Consider the following 20,602-nt stretch of genomic DNA (forward strand, 5'->3'; position numbering starts at 1 on the left):
GATGTAAAAAAACATCTGAATAGAAAAAAAACCAAAATGCTACAAGATATTAAAAAAGAAATATCTAAACCTTCCAATAAATTAAAACAAAAAGAAATCAAAGAAATCCTGAAAGATTGTGATTCAGTTCTAGAATTTGAGAGTAATCAATTATCCTCTAGAATTCATTATTTTATTTCTAGAAATGAATCTATCACAAAATCTTCATTGATTCAACATTCTGTACCGATAGTTTTGAATGAAGAAATAAAAGAAGCAAAGGCAATGGGATTTGCAGACAAAATAACACCTGATTTTGTTTTTCATAAAGAAAAAGCAATTGGAGATATGAAAACATATCAATTTGATCAAAAAGATCAATCTTACAAATTAGCAATTACTGGATATGCTCTAGCATATGAAAAACAACACAATGAAGACATAGATTGTGGATTTATTCTGTATTGTTTACCTCACAAGAATCGGTTTACTCCTTTATTTGAATTAGAAGTATTTCCTATTAGCGATGTTTTACGAAAAAATTTTATCGAAAAAAGAAATCGACTTGCACAAATGGTATACAAAAAAATTAAACCAAATCTAGCTACTAAATGCCCCGAATCCTGTCCCTATCTTTCGAAATGCGCTCCTGGAAAAAGTAGAATTGACAAAAATAAATAAAGAATTATTGGATTTTAAGGGTTCTCCAAAAATCATTTTGGAATCATTACAAATTTTTCAAAAACATCCTAAACAATGGGAAAAAATTCAACAAGAATTAATTCAAATGGCAATTAAAAAAGAAATCAAAGCAATTCCCAGAGTAATTATATCTGCATATATTACTCCGATGTTAAGAAATTTGAAATTAATTTATGGTGAAGGCACAGATATTAAAATCACAAATGATGGAACTCAATGCATAGAAGCATTTTTAAAAAATTCTGAAGAAGGTTATAAAAAAAGACTTGCATATCAAACTATCAAAATTGATGAAGAAAATATCCGATTAATCCCTTATTTAATGAGGCACCACAATAAGATTGAAAATTCTGTATCTCTAAATGATTTGAAAGATGAATTGTTCTCTATAGGTGTTCCAAATGCAAAAAAACCTACTCCTGTTGGCAGTTGGATTCAACTCCTTACCTTTGTTGAATTGGTGTTTATGTATAATAAAAAATTCTATGTTCGTGAATCGCAGTATGAAACTATGCTCAAAGGAGAAAATAAACCAAAAAAATCAGATATTGAAAAAGCCTTCAAAAATGCTGCAAATGTACTGAAATCACCCAATACATCTTATGTGTCAATTCCTGAATTCAGAGATCAAGTTTGTGAAGAATTAAGGATAAGTTCTTTTACATTTTATAATATTCTCAAAAATAATCCTTATAGTATTGGGAAAACCCGATTAATGTTCGCAACTCCAATCAAGAAGACGCCTGGAGGAATTATAATTGGAAACAAATACTATTATTTTATATCAGTATATCCTTAGTACAATAGATATGTCTTATTCAAAATTTAATCTAACTTCAAATCCTTTCCTTGAAGAAAAACATACTTTTCCAATGGTTGGACGAAAAAAAGATTGGGATAAGATAAAAAATGTGACCGAAGAGTTGCTTACTGCAGATAGTTGTGGAATTATCACAATTTATGGAGATTATGGAATGGGTAAAACATTCACTTTATTAAAAATGCAAGAAGAATATCAAAAAAATAAAGATTCTGGTAAAGTTATTTTCTTGAAAACAATTGAAACTGGAATTCCTACAAATTTTTTGAGTGATTTGTTGATTCGAATTACTAGAAATATTGGGAAAGATGAAATGGTCAAATTAGCAAAACGTGTTGATTTTGTTTCATTAGATATTGATAATACATTGAAAAATGTTCTGATAAATTTATCTGATGGAAACGAAATTTCTTGGAAGTGGTTTATTGGAAGAAGTATTACCAACACAGAATTAAAACAAATTCAGGCTGAATTTAAAATCAAAGACAATTATGAAACATTTACCGTTTTCTTAGATTTCCTAAAATTCCTCTATGTAGCAGGATGTCAAAATATGATTCTGTTGTTTGATGAATGGGAATATCTACTTTCAAGAGCATCCATTGATCAAGTTAGAACTATTGTGCGGGATTTACAGAAATTATGGGACGGATATAATGAATGTCGAGCTTCAAATATGAAATTATGTAAAATAATTTTTGTTATTGCATCATCCATTGGATCTTGGAGAATCTTCTTAGAGATGATTGATAAAGATGTCAGTAAAAAAGGAGGCGGAGGTACAGAAACTTTTATGAGAAGAATTCCGGAAATGGCAAAGATTAACTTATCCCCCTTTGCTCTTTCAGACGTAAAAAAATTCATTATTAATAGATTGAAAGAATATCGTTTAAAACCATCAAGTGATGATTTGTTTCCGCTTACTAATGATTATGTTCAGTTTATCACCGAAATATCCTGGGGAATCCCAAGTAGTATTCTTAGCAAAAGTGCATTAATTATAAAAGAAGCTTCTGATGGAGAAATTAAACAAGTCACTACTGATTTTTCAAAACAAATTCTGAAAAATCATGGAATTCTACGAGAGTTGGAAGAAGTGGGACCTATTGCAGAATAACAAATTGAATTATGAGTTTTTACATATGTACAGGTAAATCATTAAGAGTTTTTATCAACATCGAAAACTTTCTTAGTGATTCCATTAAATTAAAATTTTTTTTAATTTTTAAAGAATCAATTAATAAAAAATCATTTAAACTTGATGTTAATTTATCTCCTAATGATGATGGCTTAACATTAACAAAGACCATAATCATAAAAGAGCAATTTGAAAATTTCAAAAAAAATGAATCGCTAGGAGTGATCAAAATTAGATCTTCCAAAATCAATAAGGATTTTAATTTGCCTGAAGCTATCTGTGTATCACCTGAGGAATCTTCTGATTCGTATCTAGGAGCAAAGGTTACGCTAACGAATAACAATGTTTATGTTCAGTATCGAAAATAATGGTCAATAATTGTCACAATAAAATTTTTCACAATCGTTAATTCTTCTAAATTATTCAATCCAGTTTTCTTTGATCTACCAAACTTAAATTCTACTTCTTTTTTAATTTGAAAATTCCTCTCCAATTTCTCCAAAAAATTCTTTTTTACTCTATCTGATAGAACTACCATCCCATCCCGAGTATAAACAAAATCAGATAACCTCATCTTGTATCGATTATTGGTTGCATGTGCAATATCATAAACTGAAGATTCTACTACCCAACGAAATGGTTCTATTACATCATACACTAGTGACATAAATCCCGAATGATTCTTGTGCATATATCCAAAGTATGGGTCTAGGCCAAATCCACAGACATACTTGCAAATCTCTCCTGCAAGTACGGAATATCCATAATTTAGCAAACCATTGATGGGGTCTGATGCATTTCTCTTTGTTATACGAATAGAGGATTGATTACGAGATTCGAATCCAAATCTCTCATTAAACAGAGTGGCATAATATCGAAAGTACACATTTGCACTTGATTTCTCTATGGATTCATAATTCTGAATAGTAATTTCAGATATTTTCTTTTGTAATGTTTGAATTATTTTCTCAGAATCTTTTCTTTCTAATGATTTCAGAAATCTAATCTGAGATTCCAATTTGTCATGAATTGTTTTTCTTGATAACTCTCTACAAACTTCAGGTTTTCGGAAATTATCATATTGTGCAATTCTATACTTACTAGCAGTGCTACTCTCCATCACTCCATTGATCAAAGAGATGGGCTTTCCGAAACTATCTGTAATGATGACATTTCTATAATGACTAGAAAGTAGTGCTAATGCATCTGTACTAACATAACCTTTTCCTGAAATCAAAATTTTCTCATATGGTAAATTTGTGATAAACCATTCTTCAGTTTCTTGGGAATGAGAAAAAGGATCAAGGCCATTCTTTAGTATCAGTTTGTGATTTTTTACACTAACTGAAACTCCATAGCCTGTTAAGACCTTGATGTTATAGTGGTTTTTTCTTCCTCTTAGGGTCATCTTTAGGAAATAAACCCATTTTCAACTCCAAGGCAGCAGTGTATTTGCTGTATGCGGACAATGCTTTGCTCATATTGTCTGCCATTCTTACTACAATCTTTACTAGATCAAGTGTGTAATCAGATGATTCTATTGAATCCATAGTTTTAGGATCTTTTGTAGTTGTTAGTTTGTCATGTTCTGCAAAAGATTCATTGACTTTGGCATTTGCATCCTCAACTGCCTCTCTGAGTTTTTCAAGTTTGGTTTTTCTTGTCATTAAGAAACCATGATGAACATTATGATCTTAAAGAATTTGCAAAAAATAATAATCTGAAAAACTTCCTAGTTATCGTCTAAATTTACGAGTAAACGGGGGGCATTCTATTTTTACTCTTTATCAATAAATTCGTTAACGCCTGGTGGATCTGGTGCAAGGCCTTTTCTCTTTCTAATATCGGCAACTGCTGCAGATAACATAGATTTTGGAACTTCAGTCCATTCCTTAAAGGAGGTGTTCCATGTTGCACGTCCTGCTGTCTGACCTCTCATTTCTTCAGATAATGTGAATGTTTCAGAAGCTGGAATCTCACCAGTGATGATACTTGATGCACCCTTTTGTGACATGTCAAGTACTTTGCCTCTCTTTCCAGAAAGAACTGTTGCGACGTTTCCAACCAAATCAGTAGGAACACGAACTTCAATAGCTAAAGTTGGCTCTAATACTGCAGTTCCCGCAGTTAGTAATGCGCCCATACATGCTCTACGAGAAGCAGGACCCAATTGTGAGAGTCCTCTGTGAGCTGTGTCTTCATGAGGAACAAAGTGAGTAAAGATAAACTTGCAATCCCTCATCTGTTCTTTACAGAGAGGTCCTTCCTTCATTACTTCTTCAAATCCAGAATTGATTGAATCAGTTGATTCCTGTACAAACTGCACACCCTTAGTTCCGTTAATCAAAACATTTCCACGAGAATCAAATTTCATAACCCTCTTAATTGTATCAGTATCCCATCCAGCTTTCTTTAGTAGTTCTGCAACAACCTTCTTGTCTTTCATGTCACTGATTTCACCAGTTCTTAGCATGTGAGCAATTTCAGGCTCTAGTGGTTCTACTTTCATGAAAATTTTATTGTGTCTGTTTGGAGATTTTGCCATAATTGGTTCACATGGACCCTTAACAGTTTCTCTATAGTTAATCAAAGGTTCAGATGTTACAATTTCACATTTTGCATCTTGAATTCTATGTGTAGCAACATCAAGATGTAAAACTCCCATTCCCGCAACAATTGTCTCACCACTTTCCTCATCGATTTTGACGATAAGGTTTGGATCTTCAATTGTTAATTGCTTAAGAATTTCAACAAGTTTAGGTAAATCTTTAGGATGCTTTGGCTCTATTGCAATTTGAACTACAGGTTCTGAGACATAGTGAACTCCTTCAAACATTGGAATATCTTTAATAGATGATAAAGTATTTCCTGCCCTAGCTTCAGTTAATCCAAGTAATGCAGGAATGTTTCCAGCTCCGAGTTCTCCGACTTGTTCTCTTTGGTTACCCATAAAGAAATTTACAGATTGTACACGTCCCTCTCTTTTTGCATCAATAATGTTAATTGTTTGTCCGTCTTTGATTTTTCCTGAAAATAATCTACCAATAGCAACAGGACCAGCTGCAGGATCTAACACCATGTTTACAATCATCATAATTGTTGGACCTTCATCACTGCATGCAAGCAATGCTTTTCCAACATCAGATTCCAAATCACCTTTCCAAATTTGAGGAATCCTATATTTTACGGCTTCATGTGGTGCTGGATGATGTTTTACAACCATTCCAAGTACTGCATCAGCTAGTGGTGCTTTTTCTACTAACTCTTCAACTTTTTCATTTTCATATGCATCAATGACGTCTTTAAATGAAATTCCACGCTCTTTCATCAAATCAAGATTAATTGCCCATCTATCCTTTGCAGAGCCAAATGTTACACTTGCATCTTGGATTGATACTTTCCATTTTTCTTTGTATTCAGGTTCTGCATATGTGTCAATTAACTGATTAAAGTTTGATACAACATCTGCTAATTGCTGTTGCATTTTTTCAGGAGTTAATCTTAGTTCTTTGATGAGTCTATCAACTTTGTTGATAAACAAAACAGGTTTTACACGTTCTTCAAGAGCCATTCTTGTTACAGTTTCAGTCTGAGTCATAATTCCTTCAACTGCATCACATACTACAACTGCACCGTCAATTGCTCTGAGGCTTCGAATAACCCTTCCACTAAAATCTACGTGTCCAGGAGTATCAATCATGTTTATGACATACTCTTTATCATTTTTTGAAAAGTGTAATGTGACATTTGCTTGGTAAATTGTAATTCCTCTTGCTTGCTCTTCTTTGTCAAAGTCCATTGCCAAAGCTTTACCAGCTGCTGATGGTGCAATAATTCCAGAGTTTGCCAAAAGGCTGTCACTCATCGTAGTCTTACCATGGTCAACGTGAGCAATAACACCAAAGTTACGAATTTGGTCTTTGTTCTTGATAATTTTAAGAACCTCTCCGGTTGACTTGAATTTTACCATATTCGCAGACCCTAGTATTCAGGTATTAAACCTTAGCCTTGTAAAAGATCAATAGATCATTTGGTTTGAAACATTTCGGATTTTCTCTTCTGTAACAAAATGGCATTCGTTCTTTTTTTGTTTTTTTGCCTCGTTAAGTGAAAGCATCTGAGAGAAAAACGTGTAGTAAATCATTTGAGAGATTTTGTCAGATGGTACATTTGGGTTAATTACATTTATTCCAATTTTTTCAAGGTTTTTCACAAGTTGTTTAGTGTGCAAGTTCTTCTCCTCAAAAACAATCACAGTGTCACCTTTTTTTAAAGAAAATAATTCCATGTGTGAAAACTGCTCTGTTTTGCAGTAATGCGCATCATAGCCTAAAAGTTCATAGAATTTTGCAGCACAGTACATTGCCAATGGGTAAGTGTAGAGATTTCCTAAAATAAACAGCCTTTTTGAAATTTTTGCTTTTTTTGCATCAGATTGTGCTTTAAAAAATAATTTATCATTTCTTGGAATGGTTATTTTTTTGACTAGAGAAATACAAGTCAGGGCACTTTCTAAAAATGATATGCTTCCCGCAGTAAATACACCCGTATTAGAAGATGTTAGCAATAGGGTTTCATCAGATGCCTTTGCCAATTTACTCTTAGGTTGGGATGTTATTGCAGTTGCTTTTTTTGCAGTCTTTGCAACCTTGATGTTGGAAATTGTATTTCCAGAAATGGATACAAAATAGACATGCTTTGATTTTACAAGTTCCTTATTTCTGTACAAATCCAACGGATCCATTGCTTTTACCATTCCATTAGAAAATGATTCTGCCAACATTGATGACACAAGTGAATCGCCACTGCCAGAAAAGAAAATATTTTTTTGAAGGTTTTGAGAAATTATTTTTTGTTTTTTAAAAGATCTCAAGAAATCCAATTGTAATTCAATGTCTTTCTCATATGCTACAATTGAATTCATAATATCACATAATTTCCAGCATATATTAGAAAAACGATTCATAGTGGGTTTTGGTATTTATTACGAGAATTTAGAAAAAAAGCATGAAAATTTCTGTAGGTCACACTCCAGACTCTGATGATGCATTCATGTTTTATGGAATGTTCACAGGAAAAGTTCCATCACCGGATTTTCAGGTAAATCATGTAATTGAAGACATTGAGAAATTAAATCGTAAAGCTACAGATCCAGAATTAGATGTAACTGCAGTTTCAGTTCATGCATGTGCATACATCCCAGGATACACCATACTGAGAAGTGGCGGAAGTTTTGGAATTGGATATGGACCTATTGTCACTGCAAGAGAACAAAAATCAATTGATGAATTAAAAAAGGCAAAATTGCCATTCCAGGAAAAATGACATCTGCATTTTTGCTACTTCAACTAATGATTGGAAAATTTGATTATGTAGAGATGAATTTTAGCGATATTCCAGAAGCTGTAAAATCAGGCAAAGTGGATGCAGGTTTGGTAATTCATGAAACACAGCTGTCTTATGAGCAAGAAGGAAATGTAAAAATTTTAGATGTAGGGGAGTGGTGGGACAAAACAACAAACGGACTACCAGTTCCATTAGGAATCAACGTAATGAAAACATCCCTAGGAATGGAGACGATTGTAAAGTTTGACAAATACCTCCAATCATCAATAGAGTTCGGATTAGAGAATTTTAAGGACGCAATAGATTATGCAATGCAGTATTCTAGAGGAAAACCTCAAGACCTGATTGAAAAGTTTGTCAAAATGTATGTCAATCAAGTAACAGTCAACATGGGCGATCCTGGTGAAGAATCAATCAGGCGACTCTTTGAAATGGCTAAAGAGAGGAAATTAGTTCCAGACTTTGAACTCAGCATAGCCACCAAGTAATTATAGAACAAAAAAATTTTGAAAGTATGGGAGACGGAATCGGCGGTGCTGTAATTGGAATCCTAACAAATAATGTATTTGAATTACTTGTAAGTCATACACGGAAAGACAATCAAGAAGAATACGGAAAGGTTGAAAAAATAATGATTGGGAAAGTCGACGACCCCGAGCAACCACAATACGGAGATACAACAAAGGAGGATCTTGAACGTGCATTGAAAGGAAAATTTGTATCTTGTAATGTGCAGTACAGAGATTCAAAAACAGATGTTCTTGTCTGCAATGTTTTTGTCCAAAGACCACCTGAAGGATTCTAAAATAAGAAAATACCTAATATATGGTGAGACCACATCTAGTGTTATCCATGGTTCTAGTTGATAAAAAAATGCTTGTAGGTGGTCTTGCAATGATCATCGTAGGATTCATACTCGTAGTAAATATCAGTGCGTCAATGCCTGCTGGGCAAGCTGGAATGACTGAAGAAGAGGCAGTTGATCTGCTAATAGCACAACAAGAAAATGAGGATTATACCACATTGGCGGGAATTTTGATTGGCGTTGGATTTTTACTGGTATTGATAAGTTTTGGTGCCAGAAGGAAAAAAGACAGTACAAAAAGAAAAGAAAAAAAGCCAGCCGAGTAATTTCAAGTAAATTTTACTTTCGATATAATTCAAATTTCTTTTTACAATTACCACAAAATCTTTGTTTAGTTTTTCTGCTTTCAGTTCCTAGTGGAGAACCACATCTATCACATTTTTCTTTAATCATTTTCAGTTTTTGATTCCCAGTAGGATTTACTCATCTTTTCATTAAAAGATGACAGGAGTATATGTAACTAATCATTTTTTTTCAACTATATTCAATTAGGTCACCAACAGAATAAAGAAATTGTGACTAAACAAAAAAGGGGAATGATTATTCCTTATAATGTACTAGTAAGGCATTATCCAAAACAGGTAAAACTGCAATGATAGAATCGCCTTTTTTGGATAGAAAATCATTGACAACATCTTGAAGGTAAACTCCTTCAGATAGCTGTTTGGATTCAAAGTAACGAATTTTATGAATCATCATTGTCTAGAAGGGATCTATCAATATTAACAATTTAAAATGGAATAATAGCACTAGAATTCAAAAATTGTTTCCTAATATACTAGATTGAGCTTTAACAAGTATGAAGTATTGCCATGATTGCCTAACCCCAATTAACAGAAATTCATCTGAAGAGTATTGTAGTTTTTGTAAACGCGACAGAGAAGCCAAAGTAATAAAGTCAGCACCATAATAATTTTCTAAGCATTTACTGCATGGAAGATATAATTATGAAAAAGCATGAACTAGTTTTATCTTGATTCAAGCTGAAGTTTCAATATACCCAATGGCTACAAAGACTACAAGTGCTAGTTTTTACATTGCAAAGGCAATTGAATCAATTCAAAAAGTTGAGAATTTGAGACATCAGATTAATCCAATGGGGACAATTTTAGAATCAGGCGATATTGACGTAATCAATGGAGCGGTAAAAACGATGATGGAAACAGTTCACAATCTAGGAATTGCAAGAGTTGAAGTTGTAATCAAAATTGATTCAAGAAGAGACAAGCATGTAAAGATGGAAGAAAAACTAGATTCGATTAAAAAACAGATGAGTTAGAATTGTTTTAAAATTCCAAAGTGAGTATTCCTCTGTGATGGGGAACGTCCAATTTCTTTTACCATCGTAGCTAATTCTTCTACAGATGAAGCCGTAGGTTTTCCTGCTGCACGATAAATTTCCTCAGAGAATGCAGTTCCAACCAAATCACTTCCACCATTAGATAGTGCAACTTGTGCTAATTTCTTACCATATGCAACCCAGTAAACGGAAATATTGTTTACAACATTTGCAAGCATCAATCTTGACAGTGCGATTATTCTCAAATCATACAGTGATGAGCATTCATTGTTCACCAGATGTTGTTGTTCTAATTCAGTATTATCTAAACTAAATTTTAATGGAATCAAAGTAAGAAATCCTTTTGTCTTTTTTTGCAATTCTCTAATTTTTATGAGATGATCAATTATGTGCTCAGGTTTTTCTATATGACCATACAACATTGTCACATTGCTTTGAATTCCCATATTATGGGCTTCTTCAATAACATCAAGCCATTGTTGACCTGTGCATTTTCCTCTTACAATCTTATCACGAATATCAGGATGAAACAATTCAGCTCCGCCGCCGGGCATTGAATCAAGTCCAGCAGTTTTAAGACGAGAAAGAATTTCCTTGGTAGAATTTTTAGTTAGTTTTGATAAAAAGTAAATTTCAGCTGCTGTGAGTGCTTTGATATTTAGTTGAGGATGTTTTTGTTTGATAAATTTCATCATGTCTTCATAATATTCTAAAGGTAGTGTAGGATGAAATCCCCCAACAATATGAACTTCAGTAGCACCCATCTGCTCGGCAATTCCTACTCTTTGCTCAATTTCTTGAGGTGTCAGCGTATATGCATCATCTGCACCTTCCTTTCTATAGAAAGCACACATTTGACAACTTGCAGCACATACATTTGTGTAATTCATGTAGTAGGATGCTGCAAAAGTGACTGTATCTCCAACTAGTTTTTTTCGAGTATTGTCTGCTACTGCTCCAAGAATGTGTTGATTTTCATAATTCATCAATTCAAGGCCATCTTTGTATGAGAGTTCTTCTCCTGCAATTGCACGATCTAAAGCTTGAGAATCTCCAACTAGCTGCTCTAACACAATTTATCACGAGTTTATCAGGATATATTCCTTATAGTCTCAAGAGATAAGTAATCCAGAATATCATCATAATCATGGTACTCCCATTAGTCGATGAGAATAAACCGAAATGTTACTTGTGCCACGAGGGATTTGAAAACATTGAGAAATTAAGAGAGCATCAAAAGTTACAACATAAAGAATTTCTAGAATCCCATGAAGAAGACATCAAAAGGCAACCAGCTCCTGGCGATGTTACTGTGTTTTAGATTTCTTCTCTTTAATGGATTTCAATAGATCTTGAGCAATTTGCTTGGATATATCTGCCAAGTCAAAATGTTTGTCTAGAGAGAGTGCTTTTTTGAAAAGTTTTAGAGCGTCCTGTAATCGCCCCATCTCCCCTAGTGATAGCCCTTTGTAAGCAAGTGCCATGGCACATTTTTTATCAATCTTTAGTGCCGCATCATAGCACTTTATAGCATCTGAATATTTTTGATCAGAATGCAATGCTGCACCCTTGTTTAGCAATGCATCAATAAAATTAGGCGAAATTAAAAGTGCCTTGTCATATGTTCGAATAGCTTGTTTGAGTCTCCCCATATTTTGTAAGGTCACACCTTTGTCCACCAGAGCGTTAATGTTATCAGGGTCTTTTTTTAGAGCCAAATTGTATAGTTTTAGAGCATCATCAAAATTTTCCTCATCTGCAAAATCAAATGCTTGTTGTAACATCTTATCTACTTCATCACTCACAATGTCTGATAATATTTTGTTTATAATATAGATTAAGTAAAAGTAAACATGATTTCGCTATTACTCTATCACAGGACAAATTCTATCAGGATTAAATTACTTTGAATGAAGGTTTTTCTTTCCGTATGTGATTGAACAACTTGGTTATGCCTACAAACCTTGTAACGGCAAAGTTCGGTTAAAAATCATGAATATAAAGTAGATGAATTATTCGTATGTACAAAATTATGACGCATGTTTATCTCTAGGATCAATTTTTAACGATTTGTTAAAGCAATCCATGGATTCCTCGTATCGCCCCAAGCTCCGAAGTGCCACACCTTTGTAATTCCAAAGATCAGGATCATTTTGATTCAAAAGTAGTGCTTGCTCAAAACAACCCAGGGCTTCATCGAATTTTCCTTCATTTAACAAAGTTTGACCTTTTTTTACAAGTTCTTCGATTTGGCCCACAAATAACATGAAGGAGTTATTCTATTAAAATTGAAACCAATTTTATCTATACCATATGGGTAAAACTAAACAAATTTTCAAATTTTAGATCAAAATTTAAATAAATTTTTCACTATAGTAAGTTATGACTCTAGATGAGACAGATGAGAGAATTCTCAAAAATCTAATGATGGATGCCAGGCAATCAGCTAGACAGCTGGCACTAAAACTTGGAATGTCAACTGTTACGGTATTATCAAGAATAAAGAAATTGGAAAAAGAGAAGATTATCAAAGGATATACTGCAATTATTGATCATGAAAAAATAGGGTATTCATTAACTGCAATTATTGAGGTAATTGCAAAAAATGACAAAATTGTGGGGGTTGAAGAAGAAATATCAAAATTTGAAAATGTGTGTGGAGTCTATGACATTACAGGATCAACTGATACAATAGTAGTGGCAAAATTCAAAGAGAGAAACGAATTAAGCAAGTTTGTAAAGGGTCTCGCATCAATTACAAATGTGGAGAATACAATCACACATGTAGTTCTGAATACTGCTAAAGAAGATTTTCGATTGACTTAGGATGATAAAATGAAACGATTCAGTGTTTTTCTAATATCAATAATGATTCTAGGGGCATCACAAATTGCTCATGCTCAGTCAAACAATCTAGATATGGAACTTGAAGTAACAGATGAGGAGAAAATTATTCTTTTTTCAGGTTTTGCCATTGCAGTAATTGGGATATTTTTATTTTTGGCAAGAGACATTATTCTTCGTAAAAAAACATCTTATGATAAGGAAGAACATGAATCAAAAAAGGAGAAAACCTATGAAAAATATCATTCAGATTGGGGAGACGATTATGAGGAATTGGGAACAAGAAAGAATACTAAACAAGATAAAGAATTTCGAGATGCTGCATTAAACAATGAACTTCCAAATTACTACGAGATACTAGGAATTTCAAATGATGCAACAAAAGAAGAGATTAAACTAAGGTTCAGGGAATTAGCAAAGAAAACTCATCCAGATAAAACAAAAGAAGATTCAGAAGAAGAGATGATTAAACTAAACAAAGCATACGAAGTGCTTTCAGATGAAGAGAGTAGAGAAAGATACGATAAATATCTCAAAGTAAATTAAATAGAATTTAGTTTAACAATAATCATACTAAGTTCAATTGAATTTGGGGTTTGAACACTATTTGTAAGATTTGTAAAGATTTCAAGAGTCACAGGTTTTCCTTTGTCATCAATTTGTGTAGTTATTATTAATTCACCAAATTCAGTGTTTGGCCCAAGCATTTTTTTTGTCAATAAAGGAACAATGGATAGATCTTCTACAACACCCTTCATTTTGTAGGCAAACGTATCAGAAAAATAAACCCCGCCACGTGTAGTAGGCTCATTTACAGGAATAGGAGAATTAGTAATACTGACAGAAATAAGCTGGAAAGACAGATTATTTAATTTCAGAGTAAAGTTTAGGGGGTGATTCTCATTTTGAGACATCAAAGTTTCAAGCAAATCAGCATCAACAGACATTGGAATCGATTAATTCATAATTCTATTGAGTGTTTCGTGAAATTTCAAGACTTTATGAAAATCAGACAAACCACAGATGAAATGATTGTCAAATTGTGAAAAATTGTACATTATTTTTAGAATCAGAGATCATGTTTAAAAATAGGAATAGTTTTCTTTTGGTATTGCAGCAATTTGCAAGTACACATTCAATGAGAAATGAAATTCTCAATCTAATGGTGCAAAAAGGGATTGAGGATGACTGCTATGTCGAGATGTTAGATTATACAATCGACCTCTTCGAAAGCCAAGGGCTTGGAACGGATTATTACGGATATCACAATATCAATCATGAATTAGAGGTAACTTATTTTTCACTTTTGGCATCCAGTCAAAATAGAATAAAATTCTCAGATGAAGATATAAAATATCTATATGTTGCAGCATTGTTTCATGATTTTGATCCTCAAAAAAGTGTAGATAAGCCCCACGAAGAAAGTGTTCTGAAATTTATCTCAATGGACAAAAAACTTAGCGAGTTGATAAATACTGCAAAAATTGATTTGGAAATAATCAAGGTCTTAATTTTAAGAACAACATATCCATGGAGCGGGCAGTTAAAGAAAAATGCAGAAGAGCAGATTACACAATGTTTCGAAAATTCAGATTTGACAAGAAACAATCTCCCATATCAAGAGCATGTAATGGCTATGGGATGGTATCTCTCAGTAGTGGACAGAATAAGCGGTTATGCTTTAGGAGATTTTTCAAAAGCGATGGAAATGGCAAAGATGAACGCACATGCGCTTGCTTGGAGACCATCATTAATAGTTAGAAGTGCAGTTGCATATTTTGAAGAATTACTGAATAAAGAAACAGAGATGGCAAAAGCAATTTTGAAGATTCTGCCAAAAGAGATGAGAAAGAATTTTTTCGACACTGTACTTGCATTTATGAAATTAAGACAGCAAGAAATTACAATTCAAGCAGATTGTTCCTATGAAAACGTCAAATTAGTACCAACAATAGAGGCAATGTCCACAAGAAATGATCCAAAATTCATCGAGACACTATATGAAATATTTTTACAGTTACCAAAGCCATTACAATTTCAAAAAGAGAATTTTGAAAATTCTGTAAAAGATCCAGAAATAGTTATCAACACCTTAAGATTGAATGATAAAAACGGTGAGATCATTGGTTTTTCAAAAGGAGGACCACTAGAAAAATATCAATTGCGTGAAGAGATTAGAGATGAGAATTACGGTTTAGGAAATACAATATTTTTAGAGCCTCTTGCATTAAAGATGGGGTATTGGGGTCTCAAAGGAGGAAGTGAGATGAGACATCTCTTCATAATGCAAGCACATTCTATGAAATACAAATTTCTAACAAGTTTTGCGTTAAGAGATGTAATTAGAGCAAGAGTAGACAAGGAGCAGGCAGAATTTGTCACATTGTTTGATCCTGAAAGATGGGATTACTATAGAATCATAATTTAGATTCATTCTATGAAAAAATCAATAATAAAATCATTAGAATCATCAATAGCAGGAGATGTATTTTCCCAAAAAGAGTTCAGAGATTATTACTCTGTAGATGCTAGTTCCTATCAAATTATTCCAAGGGTAATTGTAGTTCCAAAAGACGAAAAAGACGTCATTAAAACAATTCAGATTGCAAAAAATCACAAATCATCTGTTACGGTAAGAGGTGCAGGCACTGGACTTGTTGGAAGTGCATTAAACGCCGGAATAATACTTGATTTAAGAAATTTCAATTCTGTAAAAATTACAAAAAATAGTGTCATAGTAGGTCCAAGTGTAGCCAAAGGCTATCTAGATAAAAAATTATCAGAGTACAACAAATTTTTTCCACCAAATCCATCCATCGGGTCTTTTTGTTCAGTTGGAGGAATGATTGGAAATAATTCCAGTGGGAGTAGGAGTTTAAAATATGGAAGTGTCATTGATAATGTTTCAGAGATTACTTTTATTGATGGGAATGGAAAAAAGATAACACTTCCAAAAAACAACAAAGTTTCAAAAAAAATACTAGGGTTTGCAAAAAATATTGACATTAAAAAATTTCCAAATGTGTCAAAAAATTCATCAGGTTATAGAATAGATAAAATAAAATCAATCAAGGATTCTCATAAAATAATTATTGGCTCTGAGGGAACGCTGGGAATAGTCCTGTCAATGAGATTAAAAATAAAGGACAATCCAAAAAAAAGAGTTCTATTCATAATTGAATACAAATCAATCACAGATGCATCAATGAATTGTATAAAAATAAACCAAACTAAACCTTCAGCAATTGAATTTGTAGATAAAACTACATTGAAACAAATTAATTTTAAATTTTCCCCAAAATCCAAATGTCTACTTTTTGTAGAATATGATGAAAAAATAAAATTAAATGAAAAAAAACTAAACTCCATAGTTTCAGGCAATATTGTAAAGAAAGTAGAAAAAGATTTTGAAATTAATACATGGTGGAGATACAGAGATTCATCATTACATTATAGTCTTAAAGCCATTAAAAAAGAGCAAAGAATACCCCACATCATTGAGGATGCAGCAGTCCCTCTAGAGAGCCTATCTGAAATTTTTACAATTCTAAACAAGATAAATAAAAAATACAAGACAAAATCTATCGCATATGGACATGCAGGTAATGGAAATATCCACATTAGGCTAATTTCAGATAAGAAAGAAATCATCATTATCAAAAAAATAGCAGAAGAATATTTTGATGGGATTATCAAACTGGGAGGAACGATAACTGCTGAGCATGGAGATGGTCTTGCACGCTCAGAATTTGTAAAAAAGCAATACGGAAAAGAAAATTATAAAATATTCACAGAAATCAAACGGTATTTTGACCCACAAAAAATTCTGAATCCAGGAAAAATCATTACAACGAAAAGTACGATTATTAAAAATTTAGAAAAGTTCTAAAGAATTTCACATTAATCGATCAAATTGATGTAGAAACGCTTTATTAACTAAAAATTGAGCAAAAACGCGTGATAACAAGAATATTGAGTGTGTTTGTCATGGCATCTATTATTTTTGGTGTCACTTCAGCATTTGCAATAAGCGAATTGGAAAGAGCATCCATGAATGATCCAAGATTAGAAAATGCATTCGGCCAACCTATCACAGATAATGTAAATGTAAATCAACAAATTCAGATCTCAGCAGACATTACAAACAATCAGCCAAAATCTCAAAATTTTGTATATCTTGTTCAAATTATAGATGAAGGAGGAATAGTAGTATCTGTAGGTTGGATCAGTGGACAACTAACACCAGATCAAAAACTCAATCCATCACTTTCATGGACACCAAAAGATTCAGGTGAATTTATTGCAGAAATTTTTGTTTGGGAAGGATTAGTAAATCATAATGCATTAACAGATTTTTCAAAATTAAACATCAATGTAAGTTAAAAATTTTAAGAAAATAATCGTACCAAAATGATCAGTATTTAAAAAATTCGAATAAATTATTCCTATTTTGAACAAAAATATCCCGTTACGAAAAATATTGTTTTGCAACGGTACGATTAAGATCTGAGGTTTGCCTATTAGTAAAAAAAGTTCAACTAGTTCTTGCTAATATAACCTTGAGCCTAATGCCATTATGACAATAGGATATTGTGTAAAGTGCCGAGATAAACGAGATATCGATGGCGCCAAACCATACACCATGAAAAATGGAAAACCTGCAATAAAGGGTACATGCCCAACATGCAGCACAACCATATTCAGAATCGGCAGAGGATAAATTTCTTAAAAAAGAAATTCAATACTGCCATTCATCAGTAAGACCATTCCATAAGGAACGCATTGGGGATGGATCTTTTTCTATTTCTTCTGTAATTCTATTTTTCAATACAAAAAAGAAATTCTCCAATGCATCAATCCCACCATCAGCATAAAGCTCATGACCAATTTCTGTGATTCTTTTATGTTTTTCAGGAATTTCAGAAGATTCAGGGTTTTGAAGACAAAAAGTCATCAAATCAATTAATTCTTCTTCAAGCATCATATCCATTGAATTAATGGATTTCAACGTGACTAAAACATGTTTTGACATCAAAATGGAATTAATTGAATAGTAAAGTTGTGTTTATCTCTTAGGCAATACAGAAAATCTTAAGTTCGTACCATTTACCCAAAATTATTGAAAACATTATTCAAAGGTGTAATCATAGTAGCAGGAATTATTTTTGTTGCTCTTTTAGTATTGAATGTTCTTAATTCTTAGGTTCTAAACTCCAATATACTTAAGTTCAAAAATCATGAGAATTCTGAAGTAAGATTAACCGTCAAAGAGTGAGATTATGAGTAGTAGAAAATTAGAACAAGATCTTCAATTTCAACCGATTTCATTTTTAGAACATTTTTCACATAATACAGGTTTGTCTTGAGCATAAACTAATTTTGCATCTTTTTCTGTTACCCCACACTTAAAACATTCATTAACTCTTACCATATTTCATCTTGAATTTTCTGATATTTATTTTAGAACAGAGCCAACCACAGCAATAACAACCATTGCAATTCCAACTAATATCACCCATCTTGCAACAGTGTTGGATAGGATGTTAGATAATATCATTAACGATTTTTCCCTATTCTTAAATTAGAATACTATGAGATAAGAGTTTAGAATCCGTTAGGCATGTGAAGTCAATTAAATTTTTTGAGTTCAAGCATAAAATCCATAATTAAGAGAGATTTTTCAGTTCAATTTACATTTTATGTGTATATAATGATTTGAGCACATAGAAAGAAACAATTTTGAATAGCCTCAAAACACACACTTTATGGAACCATCAGATATTGTTGATGAGGTAAATGCTCTACTAAAACTCAGAGTAGGTGATGCATATAGATTAGAACACATCAAACAAGCATATATCGAAAATAAAACCATCTGGGTTACAGATCAAAATTATCTACAGCGCATGAAAGAAAAATACCTCAACAAACAACAGGTAGTGAGCAGCCCAGAAGATAACGAAAGTAGTGATGAATTTGAAAATAAAGAAACAATTCATTGTTGGAAATGTGGAAAAAAAACGCCATTAGGTGCAAACTTTTGCATGCTTTGTGGATCATCACTATTTGAAGTTGGAGCAAATAGCATTCAGCACCAAAAAGTGCCTGCTTCAATTAACCAGTTCAAAGGAATAGGATTGAAGATGCCAATAATAATAGGAATTCCAGTTTTGATTTTGATTATTGTCGGAGGGGCTTATGGTTTAGGATATTTTGATAATACGTTTGAGAGATATGATTCAGTTGATTCAGAAGTACTTCATTCAAAGGAAACAGAATCTAAAACAATCTTATCGTCCACTGAGAGTGACTCAAAATGCGGACCAGGTACAATATTTGATTCGGATTCAAACTCTTGTGTGTTAGATAGCGGTTTAGAACCAGAAGAAAATTCAAAATGCGGACCAGGTACAATATTTGATTCGGATTCAAACTCTTGTGTGTTAGATAAATAAAAAACCAATCTAAAGAGGAGAGATTAATTTCAGATTATTAATTTTGTACTAGTTCTTCATCTACAATTTTTTGAAGTGTTTCCATCGTATAGGGTTTTGAAAGAACAGGTATATGCAGGCTATTTAATTTTCCAAAAGTATCAGAAGTGGTATCAGCAGTCACAGCAACAATTTTTGCAGAATCATCAATTTTATTGATTCCATCGATTGCAAAAAATCCATCATATTTCGGCATTCTCATATCTAAAAAGACAATGTCAGGTTTTAAATTTTGGAACAGTTCAATTGCCACCTTGCCATTTTCTCCAACACCGATTACTTCAAGACCACATATCTCAACCATTTGAGATAAAAGGAATTGGTGGCTTTTCATATCGTCTATTATAATACAAGTATGTTTTACTTCACTGACCATCATATAATCACCAATAATCTTCAAGTTTAATTGGATTAAAGAGGAGGTCTGCTCAATTTGAGCAGAGTTTTTCAGATTTTCTCTATATCCTAGTTGTTTGTATGGCATTACAAACAATTTGTTTTATCAATTTTATTACAATCTAAAATATGAAGAAAATCTATTTCTACGAATCAAATCCAGAGCCTCAGGTCTGGGAAAAAATTATTGATAATGTAGAAGGAAAAACACAGTATGAAACACCTTGGAAACTCGTAAGTCAATAAATGATAATCACAATCCAAGGAAAGTTTTTTTCAAACTCAAAACAAATGTCTACAAAATAGTTAATTTGTAAAAAATAGGCTTGTCAGCATTCGTTTAATGATAGTTATATCAAATGGTTTGTAGATAACGGCAGTAACCTTTAACGTATTCATCAGATACGACTCGCCTGCCAGTAAATCACCTGTAACGACAACAATTTTTGCATCAGGGTTTTTTTTCAAAATATTTTTGATTCCATAAAATCCATCAAATTTAGGCATGATCAAATTAATAAAAATCAAATCAGGGCGATGTTTTTCATACATATCAACTGCATCTTGACCATTACTACCTGTAACCAAAACATCAAGGCCAATCATATCTAATAACTCACAGAAACTACTTACTGTTTCAGGATCATCATCAACTACAACACAACTAACCATTTTGTATATTCATAACATCACACTATATAAGATAATGTCTTAGTAA

The 20,602-nt window shown here is 32.7% G+C and carries 29 protein-coding genes; 17 read left to right on the top strand and 12 right to left on the bottom strand.

Going from position 1 to position 20,602, the window contains the following annotated elements; all coding sequences use genetic code 11:
• Nucleotides 1-15 precede the first annotated feature (15 nt).
• Genes cas4 through NADRNF5_RS06560 form a run of 4 tightly spaced genes read left to right on the top strand, consistent with a single transcriptional unit; the run spans nucleotide 16 to nucleotide 3,007 of the window.
• On the top strand, nucleotides 16-660 hold the full coding sequence (cas4, locus tag NADRNF5_RS11725) for a CRISPR-associated protein Cas4 (protein ID WP_257719711.1): 645 nt from the start codon (nucleotides 16-18) through the stop codon (nucleotides 658-660).
• Entirely contained in the window at nucleotides 644-1,480 is an 837-nt protein-coding gene (locus NADRNF5_RS06550) for a hypothetical protein (RefSeq protein WP_048116366.1), read from the top strand. The genes cas4 and NADRNF5_RS06550 overlap by 17 nt, the downstream gene beginning before the upstream one ends.
• Nucleotides 1,440-2,618 carry a hypothetical protein gene (locus tag NADRNF5_RS06555; RefSeq protein ID WP_048116367.1) on the top strand — a complete coding sequence of 393 codons (1,179 nt, stop codon included), beginning with the start codon at nucleotides 1,440-1,442 and terminating at the stop codon, nucleotides 2,616-2,618. The genes NADRNF5_RS06550 and NADRNF5_RS06555 overlap by 41 nt, the downstream gene beginning before the upstream one ends.
• A gap of 11 nt (nucleotides 2,619-2,629) precedes the next feature.
• The gene (locus NADRNF5_RS06560; RefSeq protein WP_048116368.1) at nucleotides 2,630-3,007 is read left to right on the top strand and encodes a hypothetical protein; all 378 of its coding nucleotides are present in this window, start codon (nucleotides 2,630-2,632) and stop codon (nucleotides 3,005-3,007) included.
• Here NADRNF5_RS06560 and cas1 read toward each other — a convergent pair.
• The 4 genes from cas1 to NADRNF5_RS06580 all read right to left on the bottom strand — a co-directional run bounded on the left by cas1 (nucleotide 2,992) and on the right by NADRNF5_RS06580 (nucleotide 7,563).
• The gene (cas1, locus tag NADRNF5_RS06565) at nucleotides 2,992-4,047 is read right to left on the bottom strand and encodes a CRISPR-associated endonuclease Cas1 (protein ID WP_048116369.1); all 1,056 of its coding nucleotides are present in this window, start codon (nucleotides 4,045-4,047) and stop codon (nucleotides 2,992-2,994) included. The genes NADRNF5_RS06560 and cas1 overlap by 16 nt on opposite strands.
• The gene (locus tag NADRNF5_RS06570; RefSeq protein WP_048116370.1) at nucleotides 4,016-4,306 is read right to left on the bottom strand and encodes a hypothetical protein; all 291 of its coding nucleotides are present in this window, start codon (nucleotides 4,304-4,306) and stop codon (nucleotides 4,016-4,018) included. Before NADRNF5_RS06570 ends, cas1 begins: the two co-directional genes overlap by 32 nt.
• A gap of 110 nt (nucleotides 4,307-4,416) precedes the next feature.
• Nucleotides 4,417-6,609 carry an elongation factor EF-2 gene (locus NADRNF5_RS06575; protein WP_048116371.1) on the bottom strand — a complete coding sequence of 731 codons (2,193 nt, stop codon included), beginning with the start codon at nucleotides 6,607-6,609 and terminating at the stop codon, nucleotides 4,417-4,419.
• Nucleotides 6,610-6,657: 48 nt separating this feature from the next.
• The gene (locus NADRNF5_RS06580) at nucleotides 6,658-7,563 is read right to left on the bottom strand and encodes a sugar isomerase (RefSeq protein WP_048116372.1); all 906 of its coding nucleotides are present in this window, start codon (nucleotides 7,561-7,563) and stop codon (nucleotides 6,658-6,660) included.
• A gap of 83 nt (nucleotides 7,564-7,646) precedes the next feature.
• Between NADRNF5_RS06580 and NADRNF5_RS11730 the strand changes: the two genes are divergently transcribed.
• The 4 genes from NADRNF5_RS11730 to NADRNF5_RS06595 are packed head-to-tail and all read left to right on the top strand — an operon-like array spanning nucleotide 7,647 to nucleotide 9,116.
• A complete protein-coding gene (locus NADRNF5_RS11730; RefSeq protein WP_250634619.1) occupies nucleotides 7,647-7,964 on the top strand; it encodes an MqnA/MqnD/SBP family protein in 318 nt (105 codons plus the stop codon).
• A complete protein-coding gene (locus tag NADRNF5_RS06585) occupies nucleotides 7,961-8,473 on the top strand; it encodes an MqnA/MqnD/SBP family protein (protein WP_250634620.1) in 513 nt (170 codons plus the stop codon). The genes NADRNF5_RS11730 and NADRNF5_RS06585 overlap by 4 nt, the downstream gene beginning before the upstream one ends.
• 26 nt (nucleotides 8,474-8,499) lie before the next feature.
• Nucleotides 8,500-8,790 carry a hypothetical protein gene (locus NADRNF5_RS06590; RefSeq protein ID WP_048116374.1) on the top strand — a complete coding sequence of 97 codons (291 nt, stop codon included), beginning with the start codon at nucleotides 8,500-8,502 and terminating at the stop codon, nucleotides 8,788-8,790.
• A gap of 47 nt (nucleotides 8,791-8,837) precedes the next feature.
• Nucleotides 8,838-9,116, top strand: a complete 279-nt coding sequence (locus NADRNF5_RS06595; RefSeq protein WP_048116376.1) for a hypothetical protein — start codon at nucleotides 8,838-8,840, stop codon at nucleotides 9,114-9,116.
• 274 nt (nucleotides 9,117-9,390) lie between these two features.
• Here NADRNF5_RS06595 and NADRNF5_RS11370 read toward each other — a convergent pair whose 3' ends face one another.
• Nucleotides 9,391-9,549 carry a hypothetical protein gene (locus NADRNF5_RS11370; RefSeq protein WP_192828378.1) on the bottom strand — a complete coding sequence of 53 codons (159 nt, stop codon included), beginning with the start codon at nucleotides 9,547-9,549 and terminating at the stop codon, nucleotides 9,391-9,393.
• A gap of 274 nt (nucleotides 9,550-9,823) precedes the next feature.
• Between NADRNF5_RS11370 and NADRNF5_RS06600 the strand changes: the two genes are divergently transcribed.
• The gene (locus NADRNF5_RS06600) at nucleotides 9,824-10,129 is read left to right on the top strand and encodes an MTH1187 family thiamine-binding protein (RefSeq protein WP_048116379.1); all 306 of its coding nucleotides are present in this window, start codon (nucleotides 9,824-9,826) and stop codon (nucleotides 10,127-10,129) included.
• Here NADRNF5_RS06600 and NADRNF5_RS06605 read toward each other — a convergent pair.
• Nucleotides 10,126-11,223 carry a radical SAM protein gene (locus NADRNF5_RS06605; RefSeq protein ID WP_048116381.1) on the bottom strand — a complete coding sequence of 366 codons (1,098 nt, stop codon included), beginning with the start codon at nucleotides 11,221-11,223 and terminating at the stop codon, nucleotides 10,126-10,128. The two genes, NADRNF5_RS06600 and NADRNF5_RS06605, sit on opposite strands and share 4 nt — an antisense overlap.
• A gap of 74 nt (nucleotides 11,224-11,297) precedes the next feature.
• Here NADRNF5_RS06605 and NADRNF5_RS11375 point away from each other — a divergent pair, with 74 nt between their 5' ends.
• Entirely contained in the window at nucleotides 11,298-11,471 is a 174-nt protein-coding gene (locus tag NADRNF5_RS11375; protein WP_192828301.1) for a hypothetical protein, read from the top strand.
• Here the strand turns inward: NADRNF5_RS11375 and NADRNF5_RS06610 are convergent.
• Together NADRNF5_RS06610 and NADRNF5_RS06615 are read right to left on the bottom strand one after the other, a co-directional pair.
• Nucleotides 11,458-11,934 carry a tetratricopeptide repeat protein gene (locus tag NADRNF5_RS06610; protein WP_192828374.1) on the bottom strand — a complete coding sequence of 159 codons (477 nt, stop codon included), beginning with the start codon at nucleotides 11,932-11,934 and terminating at the stop codon, nucleotides 11,458-11,460. The genes NADRNF5_RS11375 and NADRNF5_RS06610 overlap by 14 nt on opposite strands.
• Before the next feature lie 246 nt (nucleotides 11,935-12,180).
• Nucleotides 12,181-12,408, bottom strand: coding sequence for a tetratricopeptide repeat protein (locus tag NADRNF5_RS06615; RefSeq protein WP_048119267.1), 228 nt, complete (start codon nucleotides 12,406-12,408; stop codon nucleotides 12,181-12,183).
• A gap of 124 nt (nucleotides 12,409-12,532) precedes the next feature.
• Between NADRNF5_RS06615 and NADRNF5_RS06620 the strand changes: the two genes are divergently transcribed.
• Both NADRNF5_RS06620 and NADRNF5_RS06625 read left to right on the top strand, forming a co-directional pair.
• Nucleotides 12,533-12,976, top strand: coding sequence for an Lrp/AsnC family transcriptional regulator (locus NADRNF5_RS06620; RefSeq protein ID WP_048116385.1), 444 nt, complete (start codon nucleotides 12,533-12,535; stop codon nucleotides 12,974-12,976).
• A 9-nt stretch (nucleotides 12,977-12,985) separates the two neighbouring features.
• Nucleotides 12,986-13,540 carry a DnaJ domain-containing protein gene (locus NADRNF5_RS06625; protein WP_048116387.1) on the top strand — a complete coding sequence of 185 codons (555 nt, stop codon included), beginning with the start codon at nucleotides 12,986-12,988 and terminating at the stop codon, nucleotides 13,538-13,540.
• On the opposite strand, the gene NADRNF5_RS06630 is transcribed toward NADRNF5_RS06625, so the two are convergent.
• The gene (locus NADRNF5_RS06630) at nucleotides 13,537-13,941 is read right to left on the bottom strand and encodes a hypothetical protein (protein WP_048116389.1); all 405 of its coding nucleotides are present in this window, start codon (nucleotides 13,939-13,941) and stop codon (nucleotides 13,537-13,539) included. The genes NADRNF5_RS06625 and NADRNF5_RS06630 overlap by 4 nt on opposite strands.
• A 164-nt stretch (nucleotides 13,942-14,105) precedes the next feature.
• Between NADRNF5_RS06630 and NADRNF5_RS06635 the strand changes: the two genes are divergently transcribed.
• The 4 genes from NADRNF5_RS06635 to NADRNF5_RS11380 all read left to right on the top strand — a co-directional run bounded on the left by NADRNF5_RS06635 (nucleotide 14,106) and on the right by NADRNF5_RS11380 (nucleotide 17,714).
• Nucleotides 14,106-15,422, top strand: a complete 1,317-nt coding sequence (locus NADRNF5_RS06635; RefSeq protein ID WP_237089223.1) for an HD domain-containing protein — start codon at nucleotides 14,106-14,108, stop codon at nucleotides 15,420-15,422.
• 9 nt (nucleotides 15,423-15,431) lie between these two features.
• Nucleotides 15,432-16,883 (top strand): FAD-binding oxidoreductase, encoded by a 1,452-nt coding sequence (locus NADRNF5_RS06640; protein WP_048116391.1) that lies wholly within the window; start codon nucleotides 15,432-15,434, stop codon nucleotides 16,881-16,883.
• Nucleotides 16,884-16,951: 68 nt separating this feature from the next.
• The gene (locus NADRNF5_RS06645) at nucleotides 16,952-17,377 is read left to right on the top strand and encodes a hypothetical protein (protein ID WP_048116392.1); all 426 of its coding nucleotides are present in this window, start codon (nucleotides 16,952-16,954) and stop codon (nucleotides 17,375-17,377) included.
• A gap of 193 nt (nucleotides 17,378-17,570) precedes the next feature.
• Nucleotides 17,571-17,714, top strand: coding sequence for a DUF5679 domain-containing protein (locus tag NADRNF5_RS11380; protein WP_179372675.1), 144 nt, complete (start codon nucleotides 17,571-17,573; stop codon nucleotides 17,712-17,714).
• Between the two features lie 18 nt (nucleotides 17,715-17,732).
• Here NADRNF5_RS11380 and NADRNF5_RS06650 read toward each other — a convergent pair whose 3' ends face one another.
• Nucleotides 17,733-17,984, bottom strand: a complete 252-nt coding sequence (locus NADRNF5_RS06650) for a hypothetical protein (RefSeq protein WP_048116395.1) — start codon at nucleotides 17,982-17,984, stop codon at nucleotides 17,733-17,735.
• A gap of 775 nt (nucleotides 17,985-18,759) precedes the next feature.
• On the opposite strand from NADRNF5_RS06650, the gene NADRNF5_RS06655 reads away from it, so the two are divergent.
• Nucleotides 18,760-19,449, top strand: a complete 690-nt coding sequence (locus tag NADRNF5_RS06655; protein ID WP_048116397.1) for a zinc-ribbon domain-containing protein — start codon at nucleotides 18,760-18,762, stop codon at nucleotides 19,447-19,449.
• A gap of 37 nt (nucleotides 19,450-19,486) precedes the next feature.
• Here NADRNF5_RS06655 and NADRNF5_RS06660 read toward each other — a convergent pair whose 3' ends face one another.
• Both NADRNF5_RS06660 and NADRNF5_RS06665 read right to left on the bottom strand, forming a co-directional pair.
• On the bottom strand, nucleotides 19,487-19,972 hold the full coding sequence (locus NADRNF5_RS06660) for a response regulator (RefSeq protein WP_052661897.1): 486 nt from the start codon (nucleotides 19,970-19,972) through the stop codon (nucleotides 19,487-19,489).
• A 218-nt stretch (nucleotides 19,973-20,190) separates the two neighbouring features.
• A complete protein-coding gene (locus NADRNF5_RS06665) occupies nucleotides 20,191-20,556 on the bottom strand; it encodes a response regulator transcription factor (RefSeq protein ID WP_048116399.1) in 366 nt (121 codons plus the stop codon).
• Nucleotides 20,557-20,602: the final 46 nt, after the last annotated feature.

It is taken from the genome of Nitrosopumilus adriaticus (assembly GCF_000956175.1).
Lineage (GTDB): Archaea > Thermoproteota > Nitrososphaeria > Nitrososphaerales > Nitrosopumilaceae > Nitrosopumilus > Nitrosopumilus adriaticus.

What these genes read in the sequence shown, in the direction of transcription:
- NADRNF5_RS06660 (WP_052661897.1), bottom strand. Translation starts at nt 19,972, where the DNA reads ATGCCATACAAACAACTAGGATATAGAGAAAATCTGAAAAACTCTGCT.
- NADRNF5_RS06650 (WP_048116395.1), bottom strand. Translation starts at nt 17,984, where the DNA reads ATGGATATGATGCTTGAAGAAGAATTAATTGATTTGATGACTTTTTGT.
- NADRNF5_RS11375 (WP_192828301.1), top strand. Translation starts at nt 11,298, where the DNA reads ATGGTACTCCCATTAGTCGATGAGAATAAACCGAAATGTTACTTGTGC.
- NADRNF5_RS06655 (WP_048116397.1), top strand. Translation starts at nt 18,760, where the DNA reads ATGGAACCATCAGATATTGTTGATGAGGTAAATGCTCTACTAAAACTC.
- NADRNF5_RS11730 (WP_250634619.1), top strand. Translation starts at nt 7,647, where the DNA reads ATGAAAATTTCTGTAGGTCACACTCCAGACTCTGATGATGCATTCATG.
- NADRNF5_RS11370 (WP_192828378.1), bottom strand. Translation starts at nt 9,549, where the DNA reads ATGATGATTCATAAAATTCGTTACTTTGAATCCAAACAGCTATCTGAA.
- NADRNF5_RS11380 (WP_179372675.1), top strand. Translation starts at nt 17,571, where the DNA reads ATGACAATAGGATATTGTGTAAAGTGCCGAGATAAACGAGATATCGAT.
- cas1 (WP_048116369.1), bottom strand. Translation starts at nt 4,047, where the DNA reads ATGACCCTAAGAGGAAGAAAAAACCACTATAACATCAAGGTCTTAACA.
- NADRNF5_RS06595 (WP_048116376.1), top strand. Translation starts at nt 8,838, where the DNA reads ATGGTTCTAGTTGATAAAAAAATGCTTGTAGGTGGTCTTGCAATGATC.
- NADRNF5_RS06585 (WP_250634620.1), top strand. Translation starts at nt 7,961, where the DNA reads ATGACATCTGCATTTTTGCTACTTCAACTAATGATTGGAAAATTTGAT.
- NADRNF5_RS06640 (WP_048116391.1), top strand. Translation starts at nt 15,432, where the DNA reads ATGAAAAAATCAATAATAAAATCATTAGAATCATCAATAGCAGGAGAT.
- NADRNF5_RS06575 (WP_048116371.1), bottom strand. Translation starts at nt 6,609, where the DNA reads ATGGTAAAATTCAAGTCAACCGGAGAGGTTCTTAAAATTATCAAGAAC.
- NADRNF5_RS06580 (WP_048116372.1), bottom strand. Translation starts at nt 7,563, where the DNA reads ATGAATTCAATTGTAGCATATGAGAAAGACATTGAATTACAATTGGAT.
- NADRNF5_RS06570 (WP_048116370.1), bottom strand. Translation starts at nt 4,306, where the DNA reads ATGACAAGAAAAACCAAACTTGAAAAACTCAGAGAGGCAGTTGAGGAT.
- NADRNF5_RS06665 (WP_048116399.1), bottom strand. Translation starts at nt 20,556, where the DNA reads ATGGTTAGTTGTGTTGTAGTTGATGATGATCCTGAAACAGTAAGTAGT.
- NADRNF5_RS06620 (WP_048116385.1), top strand. Translation starts at nt 12,533, where the DNA reads ATGACTCTAGATGAGACAGATGAGAGAATTCTCAAAAATCTAATGATG.
- NADRNF5_RS06630 (WP_048116389.1), bottom strand. Translation starts at nt 13,941, where the DNA reads ATGTCTGTTGATGCTGATTTGCTTGAAACTTTGATGTCTCAAAATGAG.
- NADRNF5_RS06590 (WP_048116374.1), top strand. Translation starts at nt 8,500, where the DNA reads ATGGGAGACGGAATCGGCGGTGCTGTAATTGGAATCCTAACAAATAAT.
- NADRNF5_RS06560 (WP_048116368.1), top strand. Translation starts at nt 2,630, where the DNA reads ATGAGTTTTTACATATGTACAGGTAAATCATTAAGAGTTTTTATCAAC.
- NADRNF5_RS06610 (WP_192828374.1), bottom strand. Translation starts at nt 11,934, where the DNA reads ATGTTACAACAAGCATTTGATTTTGCAGATGAGGAAAATTTTGATGAT.
- NADRNF5_RS06625 (WP_048116387.1), top strand. Translation starts at nt 12,986, where the DNA reads ATGAAACGATTCAGTGTTTTTCTAATATCAATAATGATTCTAGGGGCA.